The organism is Pseudomonas agarici (genome assembly GCF_001543125.1).
Classification (GTDB): domain Bacteria; phylum Pseudomonadota; class Gammaproteobacteria; order Pseudomonadales; family Pseudomonadaceae; genus Aquipseudomonas; species Aquipseudomonas agarici.
Map to the genome: position 1 here is coordinate 2521548 of NZ_CP014135.1, position 13277 is coordinate 2534824.

A 13277-nucleotide genomic window follows, 5' to 3' on the forward strand; every position below is an offset into this window, starting at 1 on the left:
GCGCCGATTCGCCTGCGCCAGAGTGTTGACAGGCCGGTGTTCCGGGCTTTTAGCGTGGAACCTGTCCTCGTGGTACACAGCTTTTGCAAGTTGTCGCTTTGACAGGTTTCGGCGAGTCGCCAACCGATCGACGCTCGCCTAATAACAGGATCATTGGGAAAATGACCACATACGAAATCCTGATCGCCGACGACCACCCTCTTTTTCGCAGTGCATTGCATCAGGCGGTGACTCTTGGGCTTGGGCCCGATGTACGGCTGGTGGAGGTGGCGAGCATTGCCGAGCTGGAAACCCGCCTGACCGAGAAAGCCGATTGGGACCTGGTCCTGCTGGACCTGAACATGCCCGGCGCCTACGGTTTCTCCGGTCTGGTGTTGCTGCGCGGCCAATACCCGCAGATTCCGGTAGTCATGGTCTCGGCTCAGGAAGAGGCCTCGGTGGTGGTACGTTCCCGCGAATTCGGCGCCAGTGGCTTTATCCCCAAATCCAGCTCCCTGGAGGTGATTCAAAGGGCTGTGCGCACAGTGCTCGACGGCGATGTCTGGTGGCCACCGCAGGCCTTCGAAGCTGTCAGCGTCTCCGAGGAGGCCAAGGCCGCCAGCGCCGGTCTGGCCAGTCTGACACCCCAGCAGTTCCGGGTGCTGACCAGGGTTTGCGAAGGGCTGCTGAACAAACAGATCGCCCATGAGCTGAGTGTGTCCGAGGCGACGATCAAGGCTCACGTCACGGCGATCTTCCGCAAGCTGGGCGTGCGGACCCGTACCCAGGCTGCCTTGCTCCTGCAACAGCTCGAATCAATTTCGAGCTGATAGAATACCGACTATTCACGCTTTTTTGACTTTTGTTGAATTAGCTTTCCTACCTCTTTTCGCTCAGTTGCCTACTTATGTCTTCGCCTTTTAAAGGTCAAACCGGTTTCAAACGTATCCTCAACGCATCGGGATATTCCCTCGATGGCCTGCGCGCCGCGTTCACCGGTGAGGCGGCGTTTCGTCAGTTGGTGCTGCTGAACGTGGTGTTGATCCCGCTGGCGTTCGTTCTCAACGTCGGTCGGGTCGAGCGCGCACTATTGATTGCCGTGTGCCTGCTGGCGCTGATCGTCGAGTTGCTCAACTCGGCGGTGGAAGCGGCCATCGACCGGATTTCTCTCGACCGGCATCCGTTGTCGAAAAATGCCAAGGACATGGGCAGTGCCGCCCAGTTCATCGCCCTGAGCATGATTGCCCTGGTCTGGGCCGTCATCCTTCTGTAAGCGCTGCACGAAAACTGCCCACGCGACGATCGTGCTGCGGTAAAAACCGGCTCGCTTGATCGCCGCTCGGTGGTTTTTTGTGGAGCCTAGGCGATCGTTGGCAACACGATCTCATCGCTACGCTGGACGCCGGCGGTGAGGTTGCGGCACAGGTCGAGGAATTCGCGCATGGCCGAGGTCTGGTACTTCTGCTTGTGCCAGATAAAGTAGAATTGCCGCGCCAGGTCCAGGTCCGGCGTTTCCACCGGCACCAGGCTGCCCCGGCGGAACGCGTCACGCAAAGCCAGGCGCGAGATGCAGCCGATTCCCAGCCCCGATTCCACCGCCCGCTTGATGGCTTCGGTATGTTCCAGTTCCAGACGGACATTCAGCGCGTTGCGGTGATGCCGCATGGCCTGGTCGAAGGTCAGCCGCGTCCCCGAGCCCTGCTCGCGCAGGATCCAGGCCTCCTGGGTCAGCTCTGCCAAGGTCGTGCGACCGCGTTTTGCCAGCGGATGCTGTGGGGCGCAAAACACCACCAGTTCGTCTTCGACCCAGGTCTGCACTTCGATATCCGGGTGGCTGCAGTCACCTTCGATCAGACCCAGGTCAATTTCGTAATGGGCGACCTGTTGCACAATGTTCGCCGTGTTCTGCACATGCAGTTTCACCTGGCTCTCCGGGTGCAGTTGCATGAAGCTGCCGATCAACAGCGTCGCCAGGTAATTACCAATGGTCAGGGTGGCGCCCACTGCCAGTGAACCGAAGCCGGACTTGCCATTGAGCAGGTCTTCGATGTCCTTGGCCTGGTCCAGCAACGCCACGGCTTGCGGCAGCAACTGCTTGCCCAGGGCGTTGAGGCTCAGGCGCTTGCCGGCACGGTCGAATAACTGGCAGCTCGATTGCCGCTCGAGCTCGGTGATCGAGGTGCTCGCGGCTGATTGGGAAAGAGCCAGCAGCCCGGCGGCGCGTGATACGCTTTCCTGTTGGGCGACCGTGACGAATACCTGAAGTTGGCGGAGAGTAAATCTCATATCTATATAACCGATAACCCTTATCTTGATAATTAATTTAACAGATATTGTCGCCGGCATTAGAATGCTATGCAATCGCGCGTCTTGATAGCTGTTTACTGACAGCGCAGAGCTAATTTCCAGGAGTCACACCCCAATGAGCAACATGAATCACGAGCGCGTCCTCAGTGTTCACCACTGGAATGACACTCTGTTCAGCTTCAAGTGTACCCGCGACCCGGGCCTGCGCTTCGAAAACGGTCAGTTCGTGATGATCGGCCTGCAACAGCCTAACGGTCGACCGCTGATGCGTGCTTATTCGATCGCCAGCCCGAACTGGGAAGAACATCTTGAATTCTTCAGCATCAAGGTGCCGGACGGTCCTTTGACCTCCCAGTTGCAGCACCTGAAGGAAGGCGATGAGATTATCATCAGCAAGAAGCCTACAGGCACCCTGGTACTCGACGACCTCAAGCCGGGCAAACACCTGTATCTGCTAAGCACCGGTACTGGCCTGGCACCGTTCATGAGCGTGATCCAGGACCCGGAAACCTACGAGCGTTTCGACAAGGTGATCCTGTGCCATGGCGTGCGTTACGTCAACGAAGTCGCCTACCGCGAGTTCATCACCGAGCACCTACCGCAGAACGAATTCTTCGGCGAGGCGCTGCGTGACAAACTGATCTACTACCCGACCGTGACCCGTGAACCGTTCGAGAACGAAGGTCGCCTGACCGACCTGATGCGTAGCGGCAAGCTGTTCAGCGATATCGGCCTGCCACCGATCAACCCGCAGGACGACCGAGCCATGTTGTGCGGCAGTCCGAGCATGCTCGACGAGACCAGCGAAGTGCTCAACAGCTTCGGCCTGACTGTTTCGCCACGGATGCGCGAACCGGGTGACTACCTGATCGAGCGGGCGTTTGTCGAAAAATAGGCCCGCTCGCCACGGTTTTTAACGGGTGGGAGTTACTTCCAGCACGCGAATCACCGCCGTTTGCGGGTAATGCCAGCGCACGTTCAAGTCCCAGAACCGGGCGCCGTACTCGCGCTCGGGCGTCGGCGTCTGGTAGGCCGGACGCGGGTCCTGTGCCAGGCATTGCTCGATCAGTGCAATCAACGGCTCCTGCAGGCGCAAGGCGTGGTCCCGGGCCTGTTGCAAGGCGTCGTCCGTCCACTGTACCGGAATCAACGGCGGCGCCGCGCTGGCGATGCCGTTGACGGCACCGCTGACGTGGTCGGCGTAGGGCACGTAGGGCTTGATATCGAGAATCGGCGTGCCGTCCAGCAGATCGATGCCCGAGACCCACAGTCGATGGCCTTCGACCTTATCCAGCTTGACCACGGACTGGCCGATTCCATTTGGCCGATGGGTCGCACGGGTAGCGAACACGCCGATGGATTGGTTGCCCCCCAGGCGTGGTGGGCGGACCTTGAGTCGCGGCTTGTCTTCCAAAGCCTGGTGGAACAGAAACAGCAACCAGACATGGCTGACCTGCTCCAGTCCCTGCACCGCATCGCCCCGGTCGAACGGCGCCACCAGCTCCAGTATGCCCCGTGCCGCCGGCGCCAGTTGTGGCTGGCGCGGGATGGCGAATTTCTCCTTGAAGCAGGAGCGGACGAAACCGATGGGCGAGACGCTATAGGTCATGACGGTCGGCCTCAGGCGCCGATTCCCAGAATATCCCTGGCTACGGCTTCGGCAATACGGATGCCGTCGACCCCGGCCGAGAGGATGCCACCGGCATAACCGGCACCTTCGCCAGCGGGGAACAGGCCCTTGACGTTGAGGCTTTGCATCGATTCGTTGCGGGTGATGCGCAGCGGTGATGAAGTGCGGGTTTCGATCCCGGTCAGGACCGCATCGTGTAGCGAATAGCCCTTGATCTGACGTTCGAACGCCGGCAGGGCCTCGCGAATGGCTTCGATGGCGAAGTCCGGTAAGGCCAGTGCCAAGTCACCCAGGGCCACGCCCGGCTTGTAGGACGGCTCGACGCTGCCTAGCGCGGTGGAGGGTTTGCCGGCGATGAAGTCACCGACCAGTTGTGCTGGCGCCTCGTAGTTGCTGCCGCCGAGCACGAAGGCGTGGGACTCCAGGCGCTCTTGTAGCTCGATACCGGCCAGTGGTCCGCCCGGATAATCCACTTCAGGAGTGATGCCGACGACAATACCGGAGTTGGCATTACGCTCGTTGCGCGAATACTGGCTCATACCGTTGGTCACCACTCGATTGGGTTCCGAGGTAGCGGCTACGACGGTGCCGCCGGGGCACATACAGAAGCTGTAGACCGAACGACCGTTCTTGGCGTGATGCACGAGCTTGTAATCGGCGGCGCCCAGTTTTGGGTGCCCGGCGTATTTGCCCAGGCGGGCACTGTCGATCAGTGACTGCGGGTGCTCGATGCGAAAACCCACCGAGAACGGCTTGGCTTCCATATACACGCCACGGCGGTGGAGCATGCGGAAGGTGTCGCGGGCGCTATGACCGAGCGCCAGGATCACATGGCGCGAGTCCAACCGTTCGCCGCTGTCGAGCACGACGCCGGTCAACTGGCCGTCGTCGATCAGCACATCGGTGACCCGTTGCTCGAAGCGTACTTCACCGCCCAGGGCTTCGATCTGCTGGCGCATGTTCTCGACCACGCCCGTCAGGCGGAAGGTGCCGATATGCGGTTTGCTGACGTAGAGGATTTCTTCCGGCGCACCGGCCTTGACGAACTCGTGCAGGACCTTGCGACCGTGGTGTTTGGGGTCCTTGATTTGGCTGTAGAGCTTGCCATCGGAGAAGGTCCCGGCACCGCCCTCGCCAAATTGCACGTTAGACTCGGGATTGAGCACGCTTTTGCGCCACAGGCCCCAGGTGTCCTTGGTGCGCTGGCGCACTTCCTTGCCGCGTTCGAGGATGATCGGCTTGAAGCCCATTTGCGCCAGCAGCAGGCCGGCGAAAATCCCGCAGGGACCGAAGCCCACCACGATCGGGCGCGCGCCGAGCTCGGCCGGTGCCTGGCCGACCACTTGATAGCTGACGTCGGGCGCCTGATTGACGTTGCGGTCCTCGGCGAATTTCTTCAGCAGGGCGTCCTCACCCCGAACCGAGAGGTCGATGGTGTAGATGAAGCACAGCTCGGACGATTTCTTGCGGGCATCGTAGCTGCGCTTGAACAGGGTGAAATCGAGCAGGTCAGTGCTGGCGATGCCCAGACGCTGCACAATGGCGGGCCGCAGGTCTTCATCGGGATGGTCGATCGGCAGCTTGAGTTCGGTGATTCGTAGCATGACAAGGTCCAGTGTGCGGGCCACGCAGGCGCGCCGGCTTTACGACAAACCAGTGATTATAAGCCCCAACGGCGGTTTTCCGTGAGGCTTGAATGACGGTTCGTCGAATCAGTCGTTACGTGCGCCGCCGAATACGCCGCAGCCGCGTTGGACCTGGCCATTGACCCGCAACTCGGCGCTCAGGCTCTGCACGCTGGCGGTGACGCTGTCGACGCAGCGCTGGGGGACCACCCACAGCTCGATATGCTGGTTGTTGCCTTCGGTACTGAGACTGAAGCGACCATCGCCTAGTTGTTCTTCCAGGTACGGTAGGACGATGGCCGGTTGCTGGTCGCGCTTGAGCACCAGGCCGGTGCTGGTGGCCTTGAACGACCAGTCTGGACCATGGCCGTTGGCGATCACTGTCTGGCGCTTGAAGTCCGGATCGCCGCAGGTGCCGGTGCCACGTTCCAGACGATAGATCTGTTGCAGGTTCATCTGACCATCGGAACCGTCGGCCGTGCTCGCGGAAAAACTGCCGCGCAGGTCGACGAACAGTTTGCCTGGCTGGCTCGACAGGCTGGCGGCCTCCTGGGCGATGCCAGTATTGCCACTATCCTTGACGACAAAGCGCCGTTGTTCCTGGCACGCCTGGAACACTAGTTTGTCGTCGATGCGGCTGAGCTCGCCTTGCATCCGGCTCAGGCCGGCAGTGGGGTTCGAGGGTTTCTGGGCGAGCATCTGGCAGCCGGCGAACAGCGGCAGCAGGGCAAGGAACATGAAAGAACGGGCAGCATGCATCGTGGGCTCTCCTGACAAGTGCCGCCACGTTACTCAGGCTGGGCGAGCACCACAAGCCCGCTTGCCACGGTAGGGCACCATTCAACCGACGCGGTAGGTCTGGCCGGTCTGCAAGCCTTCCACGCTCTTGGCGTAGGCCAATGCCACATCCACCGCCGGCACCGGTTTGAAGCCGCGAAAGTAAGGCCCGTGGCGGTCCACGGCTTCGACCAGCAGGTTCGGGCTCACCGAGTTCACCCGCAGGCCACGAGGCAACTCAATGGCCGCTGCCCTGACGAAGCTGTCGATCGCACCGTTGACCAGGCTGGCCGAGACGCCGTAGCGAATCGGGTCGTGGCTCAGGATACCGGAGGTGAGGGTGAACGAAGCACCGTCATTGGCGTATTTGCGACCGATCAACACCAGATTGACCTGACCCATCAACTTGTCTTGCAAGCCCAGTGCAAAGTCCTTTTCGCTCATGTCGGCCAGGGGCATGAAATTGACATTACCGGCGGCGCAGATCAGCGCATCGAACTGACCGGTCTGTTCGAACAACTGGCGAATCGATGCGCCGTCGCTGATATCCGCGTGCAGGTCGCCGTGGGTGCGACCGATCTTGATGATTTCGTGGCGTGGGGCCAGTTCTTTCTCGATGGCCGAACCGATGGTGCCCAGGGCGCCGATCAAAAGAATTTTCATCCTGTGGTTGCTCCAGCGTGAGGTTGAATCCTCAGTCTAGAGCGGATTTTCCTGCAGGTAGACGCGCGAATAGGTCACACCCTGGGCCCTTGGTCTGCTCGGATTTCCAGAATACGGCGGCGATGGAGAAACGGGCGACAAAGACAATCAAGCGGTAAGGGAGCTTCTTGAACAACCGGACTATCCTCACCATCGGGCGCACGACAGGCTTGCGCAGTTTCATGGTTGGCGCTTTTCTTCTGGTTGCAGGTGAATGATGGCGCCGTGACGAATCAGCAGGGCGAGCGCCTGGCTTGGATCGAACTCGGCACAGGCATCACCTGCGCGGGTAATGGCCCGTTCCAGCGGCGTTTGGTTTCGCAGGCTGTGGATAAATGCCAGGGTGCCCCTGTCGATTCTGAACACCTGGACTTGCCAGTGCTGGCGCAAGACCAGCGCGGCTTCGCCTTGTGTCGGATCGACCTGGTTCAGTTGGCCTTCGCCTTGATGGGCTTGCCATAGCGATACCACGGCATGGGGTGAAGCGAGTGCCGCGAGACTGGGATGCAGGTGAATCCGTAAAGTCATCAGGGATTCGGGATCCCCCAGGTAATGGCCGATCTGTTCCGGGCTCACTGGCGTTGCATCGGCGGCGTGATAGGCGTTGATCCGCAATCGCTCCAGGCGGGCGACGTCGGCCAGGTACGGCACGCTCGCCGCCGGTGCAAAACCCTGGATAAAACCACCGAAATCCTCGCCATAGTGGCTGAGGATCGGACTGCTGGGCGGGTAATGCTGGACATAGACACCGGCCATGGCCCGGAAGAACGCTTCGCCGACCAATTGCCTGACCACCGGATAGCTGTCCGCCAGGGCATTGATCAGCGAACTCTGGACATTGTTGCGGTACACCGCGAAACGACTGGCAGGGTCAGCTCCATTGGCGCTGCACAAACCGGGTGGGCAAGGCTGTCGCGGGTCGAGCAGCGCGGCGCTGAAGCGGGCCTGCTCGCTCATCGGTAGCGCTCGACTCGATCCAGCAGTGATTGGGCCTGAGCGGATTCGGCAAGGAGCACGGCAAAGTCGGGGACGCGGTTGTCGCGTTCAATCAGGGTCGGCATCGCGCCGATCTTCGTCAGTACCTGTTGATACAGGGTCCAGACCGCCTGGTCGATGGGTGCGCCGTGATCGTCGATCAGCAGCCGGTCACCCAGGTTGTCGGCGTCTTCGGCGAATCCGGCCAGGTGGATTTCTCCCACCGTGTGCAGTGGCAGTGCCTCGATATAGGTCAGCGCATCGCGCTGGTGGTTGATGCTGGAGACATAGACGTTGTTCACGTCCAGCAGCAACCCGCAGCCGGTACGGCGGACGACCTCGCTGATAAAATCCGCCTCGTCCAGGGTTGAGCGCTCCAATTGCAGGTAGGTGGCCGGGTTCTCCAGCAGCATCGGCTGTTTCAAGGTGCTTTGTACCTGGTCGACATGCTCGCAAACCCGCTGCAAGGTCGCCTGGTCATAGGCCAACGGCAGCAGGTCGTTGAGAAACACCGGGCCGTGGCTCGACCAGGCCAGGTGTTCGGAAAAGGCATAGGGTTGATAACGCTCGATCAGCAGCGCCAGACGCTTGAGGTGCTGCTTGTCCAGCGGGCCTTCGGCGCCGATGGATAGGCCGACGCCATGCAGCGACAGCGGATACTGTTCGCGGATCAAGCCCAGGTAATGGTGAAACGGTCCGCCGGCGACCATATAGTTTTCGGCATGGACCTCGAAGAAACCCAGGTCGGGGCGGGTTTCCAGGATCACCTGGAAGTGTTCGGCCTTGAGCCCCAGCCCGGCGCGGGGTGGAAGCTCAAGGCCAACGACCGGAGCGCGATGACGGGTAGCGGGTTGCCGTGCCGTGGACATTTTTGCTGCTCAGGCAAGTGAAGCGATCAGGCTGCTGGGCCTTGTTTCAGGCTACCCATGCCGTTCGGGGTCTTGGTGGTCTCGCAAGTGCCTGCCGGCACGAGTTTCCAGGCATTGGCTTGATAGTCCTTGGACGAAGTCCCAGCGCAACTGGTGCCGGCACCCGCGGCGCAATCGTTCTGGCCTTTGAGGGCCACGCCGTAGCATTTTTCCATTTTTGCGGCATCGTCGGCATGCACGGTCATCGGCAACGCGGCGATGCTCAGGGCAGAACCCAGGGTCAGGGCGAGGGTAGTGGCAGATAGGGCGCGGGAAGTAGTGCTCATGGTCGATCTCCGATGGCTATCAGTGGTGGAAGCAGGGATTGCATCGCGTAGCCGCCTTAATTGAGCGGCGAGGGCGAGGCTTGCTACCTCGGGGTGCAAAAATAATCGATTATTTTTCGGGAGGCTACCAAGCTCGCCCTCCTGGTGTTTTGATGGATAAAGGAAAGCCCCGAAATCGAGGCTTTCCGTCAGGCTTTCAAGCAGCGGATGCTGGCTGCGTGGTAGATCAACCGCCCAAATACGCTTCGCGTACCTTGGGATCGGTCAGCAGGTCGTCGCCACTGCCTTCCATCACCACCCGACCGTTTTCCAGTACATAGGCGCGGTCGGCGATTTTCAGCGCCTGGTTGGCGTTCTGCTCCACCAGGAACACCGTTACACCGTCCTTGCGCAGTTGTTCGATAATATCGAAGATCTGCTGGATGATGATCGGCGCCAGGCCCAGCGAAGGCTCGTCGAGCAGCAATAGCTTGGGCTTGCTCATCAGTGCCCGGCCAATGGCGAGCATCTGTTGTTCGCCGCCGGACATGGTGCCGCCACGCTGGCTGAAGCGCTCCTTGAGCCGTGGGAACAGTTCCAGGACCTTGTCCATTTGCGCCTGATAATCGCCCTTGTCGGTAAAGAAACCACCCATGGCGAGGTTCTCTTCCACGGTCAGTCGCGAGAACACGCGACGACCTTCCGGCACTACCGCGATGCTCTTGCGCATGATCTGCGAGCATTCCTGCCCCACCAATTCCTCGCCCAAGTAACGGATGCTGCCGGCATGGGCCCTTGGCGAGCCGCAGAGGGTCATCAACAGGGTCGACTTACCCGCGCCGTTGGCACCGATCAGGGTGACGATTTCGCCTTGGCGAATCTCCACGTTGACACTGTGCAGGGCCTGAATCTTGCCGTAGAAGGTGGAAACGTTTTCGAATTGCAGCATTTACGCTTCCCCCAGATAGGCTTTGATCACTTCGGGATTGTCGCGGATCTGTTGTGGCGTGCCGTTGGCCAACGGTGTGCCCTGGTTGATCACGACGATGTGATCGGAAATGCTCATGACCAATTTCATGTCGTGCTCGATCAACAGGACCGTGACGTTGTGCTCCTCGCGCAGCACGCTGATCAGCGCCTTGAGGTCGTCGGTTTCCCGTGGGTTGAGGCCGGCCGCCGGTTCGTCGAGCATCAGGATCCGCGGGCGGGTCATCATGCAACGGGCGATTTCCAGGCGACGCTGCTGACCATAGGCCAAGGTGCCGGCCGGGCGGTTGGCGAACTCGGTCAGGTTGACTTGCTCCAACCAGTACCCGGCGTACTCCATGGCTTGGCGCTCGCTCTTGCGGAACGACGGGGTCTTGAACAGCCCGGCCAGGAAATTGGTGTTAAGGTGCCGGTGCTGGGCGATCAACAGGTTTTCGAGCGCCGTCATGTCCTTGAACAGGCGCACGTTCTGGAAGGTCCGTACCACGCCCTTGCGGGCAATTTGATGGCCGGCCAGGCCCTGGATCGGCTGGCCGTCGAGCAGGATGCTACCGGCGCTCGGCTTGTAAAAACCGGTCAGGCAGTTGAACACCGTGGTCTTGCCGGCGCCGTTCGGGCCGATCAGCGCCACCACTTGTTTCTCCTGGACGGTCAGGGCCACGCGGTTGACCGCCAGCAGGCCGCCGAAGCGCATGCTCAGGTTTTCTACTTTAAGGATCTCGCGGCTCATTTGCGCAGCTCCATGTGTGGACGTTGCATGGGCAGCAAGCCTTGCGGCCGCCAGATCATCATCAGCACCATCAAGGCGCCGAACATCAACATGCGGTATTCACTGAACTCACGCATCATTTCCGGCAGCAGAATCATCACGATGGCCGCCAGGATTACGCCCAGTTGCGAGCCCATGCCACCCAATACGACGATGGCGAGGATGATCGCCGACTCGATGAAGGTGAACGACTCCGGCGTCACCAGTCCCTGGCGCGCGGCAAAGAAGCTGCCGGCGAAACCGGCAAACGCGGCACCGAGAGTAAAGGCCGACAGCTTGATCACTGTCGGATTCAAACCCAGCGCCCGGCAGGCGATCTCATCTTCACGCAGCGCTTCCCAGGCACGGCCGATGGGCATGCGTAGCAGGCGGTTGATCACAAACAGGGCGAACAACGCCAGCACCAGGGCCACCAGGTACAGGAACACCACCTTGCTCACCGGGTTGTAGTCCAGCCCGAAGAATGCGTGGAAGGTCTGCATGCCTTCGGCGGCGGTACGGTCGAACGACAGTCCGAAGAAGGTCGGCTTGGGAATGTTGCTGATGCCGTTGGGACCGCCGGTGAGGTCGGTGAGATTACGCAGGAACAGCCGGATGATTTCCCCGAAACCCAGGGTCACGATGGCCAGGTAGTCGCCACGCAAACGCAGCACCGGAAAACCCAGGAGGAAGCCGAAGGTGGCGGCCATCAGGCCGGCGATCGGCAGGCAGATCCAGAAGCTCCAGCCGAAGTAGTGTGACAGCAGCGCATAGCTGTAAGCGCCCACGGCGTAGAAACCCACATAGCCCAGATCGAGCAGGCCGGCCAGGCCGACCACGATGTTCAGGCCCAGGCCCAGCAGCACATAGATCAGGATCAGGGTGGCGATGTCGACCGCGCCGCGTGAGCCGAAGAACGGCCAGATCAGCGCGGCGACGATCAGGCCGATGGTGATCCAGCGCTGGGTACGCGGCAGGGTCAGGAACTGGCCGACTTTGGGCGAGACCAGCGGGCCTCGGGACGACTTGAACATCGCATTGAATTGTTCGCTGAACAGTACACGCAGGAACATCAGCACCGAGCAGAGGGCGATGATGCTCAGGGTCACCGGCCCGGTGCCATGCACTTGGAGGTTGATCCCGACGATGCTCAACTTGAGGCCGAGCACCGGAAAGGCCACGGCCCATACCAGCAAGGCGCTGAAGAACGCCGATTTGAGATATCTGTTCATACTTTCTCAACCTCCGGACGGCCCAGAATGCCGGTCGGCCGGAACAACAGCACCAGAACCAAAAGACCGAACGCCACCACGTCCTTGTACTGGTCGCCGAACACATCGGCGCCAAAGGCTTCGGCCACCCCCAGCACCAGCCCGCCGAGCATGGCGCCCGGAATGCTGCCAATGCCGCCCAGAACTGCCGCGGTGAAGGCCTTCAGGCCTACCAGGAAGCCAGCGTTGGGGTTGATCACGCCGTATTGCATGCTCAGCAGCACGGCGGCGATCGCTGCGAGGGCAGCGCCGATGACGAAGGTTAGGGCGATGATGTTGTTGGTATTGATGCCTAGCAGATTGGCCATCTTGATATCTTCGGCGCAGGCGCGACAGGCGCGGCCAAGGCGTGAACGGGAAATGAACAGGGTCAGCCCGGTCATGGCCACCAGGGTGACGATGAATACCAGTATCTGCATATAGGAAATCAGTACTTCCTCCGCGCCGCCCGGACCAAAGGAGAAACTCCCCGGGATCAGGTTGGGGATGGACTTGTCCTTGGAATCCTGGGACAGCAACACGGTGTTCTGCAGGAAAATCGACATGCCGATGGCGGAAATCAGCGGAATCAGTCGGTTGCTGCCGCGCAGGGGACGGTAGGCGACGCGCTCGATACTGTAGCCATAGGCACTGGTCACGACGATTGTCGCGATGAACGCGGCGGTCATTAACAGCGGCAGTGAGTGGATACCCAGCATGGCCAGCCCGGCGAGGGCGATGAAGGCCACGTAGGAACCAATCATGTACACCTCGCCATGGGCGAAGTTGATCATTCCAATAATGCCGTAAACCATTGTGTAGCCAATGGCTATCAAGGCATAGGTGCTGCCAATGGTCAGGCCATTAACCAGCTGTTGGAAGAAGTGATAGATCTCAGGCATTACACGCTCCTAAAAACCCGATACGCATTTCACTGGTGGAGTCATGTTCCAGCCCGGCGCCGTGGTCTGTGGTCATGTCGGCACGAACTTTTGCCAGCGAACCGCTGGTGACGGTTTTAAGATTTTCAGGTGAGCCAGCTCCCGGATCGCGGGTGTCGGGCCCATAAACCTCGTAAAACAAAGCCCACTGCTTGCACAGTGGGCTTCTTGACCTTTCAGGC

The 13277-nt window shown here is 60.4% G+C and carries 17 protein-coding genes; 3 read left to right on the forward strand and 14 right to left on the reverse strand.

Annotation, left to right across the window (positions count from 1 at the left end; translation table 11 throughout):
- Nucleotides 1-161: 161 nt before the first annotated feature.
- Together erdR and AWM79_RS11040 are read left to right on the forward strand one after the other, a co-directional pair.
- Nucleotides 162-809: a response regulator transcription factor ErdR gene (gene erdR / locus AWM79_RS11035; RefSeq protein WP_017131049.1), complete on the forward strand. Its 648-nt coding sequence runs from the start codon at nt 162-164 to the stop codon at nt 807-809.
- A 77-nt stretch (nt 810-886) separates the two neighbouring features.
- A complete protein-coding gene (locus AWM79_RS11040) occupies nt 887-1252 on the forward strand; it encodes a diacylglycerol kinase (RefSeq protein WP_017131048.1) in 366 nt (121 codons plus the stop codon).
- Nucleotides 1253-1338: 86 nt separating this feature from the next.
- Here the strand turns inward: AWM79_RS11040 and AWM79_RS11045 are convergent, their stop codons facing one another.
- On the reverse strand, nt 1339-2265 hold the full coding sequence (locus tag AWM79_RS11045) for a LysR family transcriptional regulator (RefSeq protein WP_017131047.1): 927 nt from the start codon (nt 2263-2265) through the stop codon (nt 1339-1341).
- Between the two features lie 136 nt (nt 2266-2401).
- Between AWM79_RS11045 and AWM79_RS11050 the strand changes: the two genes are divergently transcribed.
- The gene (locus tag AWM79_RS11050; RefSeq protein ID WP_017131046.1) at nt 2402-3181 is read left to right on the forward strand and encodes a ferredoxin--NADP reductase; all 780 of its coding nucleotides are present in this window, start codon (nt 2402-2404) and stop codon (nt 3179-3181) included.
- An 18-nt stretch (nt 3182-3199) separates the two neighbouring features.
- Here the strand turns inward: AWM79_RS11050 and tsaA are convergent, their stop codons facing one another.
- The 13 genes from tsaA to AWM79_RS24940 form a co-directional block, all read right to left on the reverse strand.
- Nucleotides 3200-3895: a tRNA (N6-threonylcarbamoyladenosine(37)-N6)-methyltransferase TrmO gene (tsaA, locus tag AWM79_RS11055; RefSeq protein WP_017131045.1), complete on the reverse strand. Its 696-nt coding sequence runs from the start codon at nt 3893-3895 to the stop codon at nt 3200-3202.
- Nucleotides 3896-3906: 11 nt separating this feature from the next.
- Nucleotides 3907-5520 (reverse strand): NAD(P)/FAD-dependent oxidoreductase, encoded by a 1614-nt coding sequence (locus AWM79_RS11060; RefSeq protein WP_060782826.1) that lies wholly within the window; start codon nt 5518-5520, stop codon nt 3907-3909.
- A gap of 108 nt (nt 5521-5628) precedes the next feature.
- On the reverse strand, nt 5629-6300 hold the full coding sequence (locus tag AWM79_RS11065) for a COG3650 family protein (protein ID WP_060782827.1): 672 nt from the start codon (nt 6298-6300) through the stop codon (nt 5629-5631).
- Between the two features lie 81 nt (nt 6301-6381).
- Complete coding sequence (locus AWM79_RS11070; RefSeq protein WP_060782828.1) at nt 6382-6981, reverse strand: short chain dehydrogenase; 600 nt, start codon at nt 6979-6981, stop codon at nt 6382-6384.
- Nucleotides 6982-7012: 31 nt separating this feature from the next.
- Nucleotides 7013-7204: a hypothetical protein gene (locus AWM79_RS11075; protein WP_017131041.1), complete on the reverse strand. Its 192-nt coding sequence runs from the start codon at nt 7202-7204 to the stop codon at nt 7013-7015.
- The gene (locus AWM79_RS11080; RefSeq protein ID WP_017131040.1) at nt 7201-7977 is read right to left on the reverse strand and encodes an HvfC/BufC N-terminal domain-containing protein; all 777 of its coding nucleotides are present in this window, start codon (nt 7975-7977) and stop codon (nt 7201-7203) included. The genes AWM79_RS11075 and AWM79_RS11080 overlap by 4 nt, the downstream gene beginning before the upstream one ends.
- Complete coding sequence (gene bufB / locus AWM79_RS11085) at nt 7974-8864, reverse strand: MNIO family bufferin maturase (RefSeq protein WP_017131039.1); 891 nt, start codon at nt 8862-8864, stop codon at nt 7974-7976. Before bufB ends, AWM79_RS11080 begins: the two co-directional genes overlap by 4 nt.
- Nucleotides 8865-8890: 26 nt before the next feature.
- Nucleotides 8891-9190, reverse strand: coding sequence for a BufA1 family periplasmic bufferin-type metallophore (locus AWM79_RS11090; protein WP_017131038.1), 300 nt, complete (start codon nt 9188-9190; stop codon nt 8891-8893).
- 226 nt (nt 9191-9416) lie between these two features.
- Nucleotides 9417-10118, reverse strand: a complete 702-nt coding sequence (locus AWM79_RS11095; protein ID WP_017131037.1) for an ABC transporter ATP-binding protein — start codon at nt 10116-10118, stop codon at nt 9417-9419.
- Nucleotides 10119-10886 (reverse strand): high-affinity branched-chain amino acid ABC transporter ATP-binding protein LivG, encoded by a 768-nt coding sequence (gene livG, locus AWM79_RS11100; protein ID WP_017131036.1) that lies wholly within the window; start codon nt 10884-10886, stop codon nt 10119-10121.
- Nucleotides 10883-12136: a high-affinity branched-chain amino acid ABC transporter permease LivM gene (locus AWM79_RS11105; protein WP_060782829.1), complete on the reverse strand. Its 1254-nt coding sequence runs from the start codon at nt 12134-12136 to the stop codon at nt 10883-10885. The genes livG and AWM79_RS11105 overlap by 4 nt, the downstream gene beginning before the upstream one ends.
- A complete protein-coding gene (gene livH, locus AWM79_RS11110; protein WP_017131034.1) occupies nt 12133-13056 on the reverse strand; it encodes a high-affinity branched-chain amino acid ABC transporter permease LivH in 924 nt (307 codons plus the stop codon). The genes AWM79_RS11105 and livH overlap by 4 nt, the downstream gene beginning before the upstream one ends.
- Nucleotides 13049-13237 (reverse strand): hypothetical protein, encoded by a 189-nt coding sequence (locus tag AWM79_RS24940; RefSeq protein WP_156430100.1) that lies wholly within the window; start codon nt 13235-13237, stop codon nt 13049-13051. Before AWM79_RS24940 ends, livH begins: the two co-directional genes overlap by 8 nt.
- Nucleotides 13238-13277: the final 40 nt, after the last annotated feature.

Bases quoted from the DNA above. Each gene is read 5' to 3' on its own strand.
- erdR (WP_017131049.1), top strand. From the start codon at position 162: ATGACCACATACGAAATCCTGATCGCCGACGACCACCCTCTTTTTCGC.
- AWM79_RS11040 (WP_017131048.1), top strand. From the start codon at position 887: ATGTCTTCGCCTTTTAAAGGTCAAACCGGTTTCAAACGTATCCTCAAC.
- AWM79_RS11045 (WP_017131047.1), bottom strand. From the start codon at position 2,265: ATGAGATTTACTCTCCGCCAACTTCAGGTATTCGTCACGGTCGCCCAA.
- AWM79_RS11050 (WP_017131046.1), top strand. From the start codon at position 2,402: ATGAGCAACATGAATCACGAGCGCGTCCTCAGTGTTCACCACTGGAAT.
- tsaA (WP_017131045.1), bottom strand. From the start codon at position 3,895: ATGACCTATAGCGTCTCGCCCATCGGTTTCGTCCGCTCCTGCTTCAAG.
- AWM79_RS11060 (WP_060782826.1), bottom strand. From the start codon at position 5,520: ATGCTACGAATCACCGAACTCAAGCTGCCGATCGACCATCCCGATGAA.
- AWM79_RS11065 (WP_060782827.1), bottom strand. From the start codon at position 6,300: ATGCATGCTGCCCGTTCTTTCATGTTCCTTGCCCTGCTGCCGCTGTTC.
- AWM79_RS11070 (WP_060782828.1), bottom strand. From the start codon at position 6,981: ATGAAAATTCTTTTGATCGGCGCCCTGGGCACCATCGGTTCGGCCATC.
- AWM79_RS11075 (WP_017131041.1), bottom strand. From the start codon at position 7,204: ATGAAACTGCGCAAGCCTGTCGTGCGCCCGATGGTGAGGATAGTCCGG.
- AWM79_RS11080 (WP_017131040.1), bottom strand. From the start codon at position 7,977: ATGAGCGAGCAGGCCCGCTTCAGCGCCGCGCTGCTCGACCCGCGACAG.
- bufB (WP_017131039.1), bottom strand. From the start codon at position 8,864: ATGTCCACGGCACGGCAACCCGCTACCCGTCATCGCGCTCCGGTCGTT.
- AWM79_RS11090 (WP_017131038.1), bottom strand. From the start codon at position 9,190: ATGAGCACTACTTCCCGCGCCCTATCTGCCACTACCCTCGCCCTGACC.
- AWM79_RS11095 (WP_017131037.1), bottom strand. From the start codon at position 10,118: ATGCTGCAATTCGAAAACGTTTCCACCTTCTACGGCAAGATTCAGGCC.
- livG (WP_017131036.1), bottom strand. From the start codon at position 10,886: ATGAGCCGCGAGATCCTTAAAGTAGAAAACCTGAGCATGCGCTTCGGC.
- AWM79_RS11105 (WP_060782829.1), bottom strand. From the start codon at position 12,136: ATGAACAGATATCTCAAATCGGCGTTCTTCAGCGCCTTGCTGGTATGG.
- livH (WP_017131034.1), bottom strand. From the start codon at position 13,056: ATGCCTGAGATCTATCACTTCTTCCAACAGCTGGTTAATGGCCTGACC.